The 396-nt window shown below is 65.9% G+C and carries 1 pseudogene; it reads right to left on the minus strand.

What is annotated here, in order from left to right:
- Positions 1–370 (minus strand): annotated as a pseudogene (locus tag AX690_RS11670) (transposase); the annotation flags it as partial.
- Positions 371–396 lie beyond the last annotated feature (26 nt).

Raw genomic sequence — 396 nt, forward strand, 5'->3', positions numbered from 1 at the left:
CGTCGCCCCCATCGGCGATCATGCTTTTTTTGAGCAGGCGGATCTCGAGCGCCTGCTCGGCCACCACCTCTTTCAGGGCCGTCGATTCCCGCCGCAGGTCCTTGACCTCGTCCGTGGTCGCCGCCCGGGCCGTATCGCCCGCCAGGCGGCGCTTGCCCGCCTCCATGAACTCCTTGGACCACACGTAGTACAGGCTCTGGGCGATGCCTTCCTTGCGGCAGAGCTCAGCGATGCTGTCCTCCCCGCGCAGGCCGTCCAGCACGATCCGGATCTCGTCTTCCGCCGAGAAATGCCGGCGCGTCGCCCGCCGAATGTCCTTCACAACCCGCTCTCCGGGCGTGGCCTTCGCGGCCAAGGGTTTTGGTCTCATCTTCGTTCCTTCGTCACTTCGACGAG

The organism is Caulobacter sp. CCH9-E1 (assembly GCF_001556515.1).
Classification (GTDB): Bacteria; Pseudomonadota; Alphaproteobacteria; order Caulobacterales; family Caulobacteraceae; genus Caulobacter.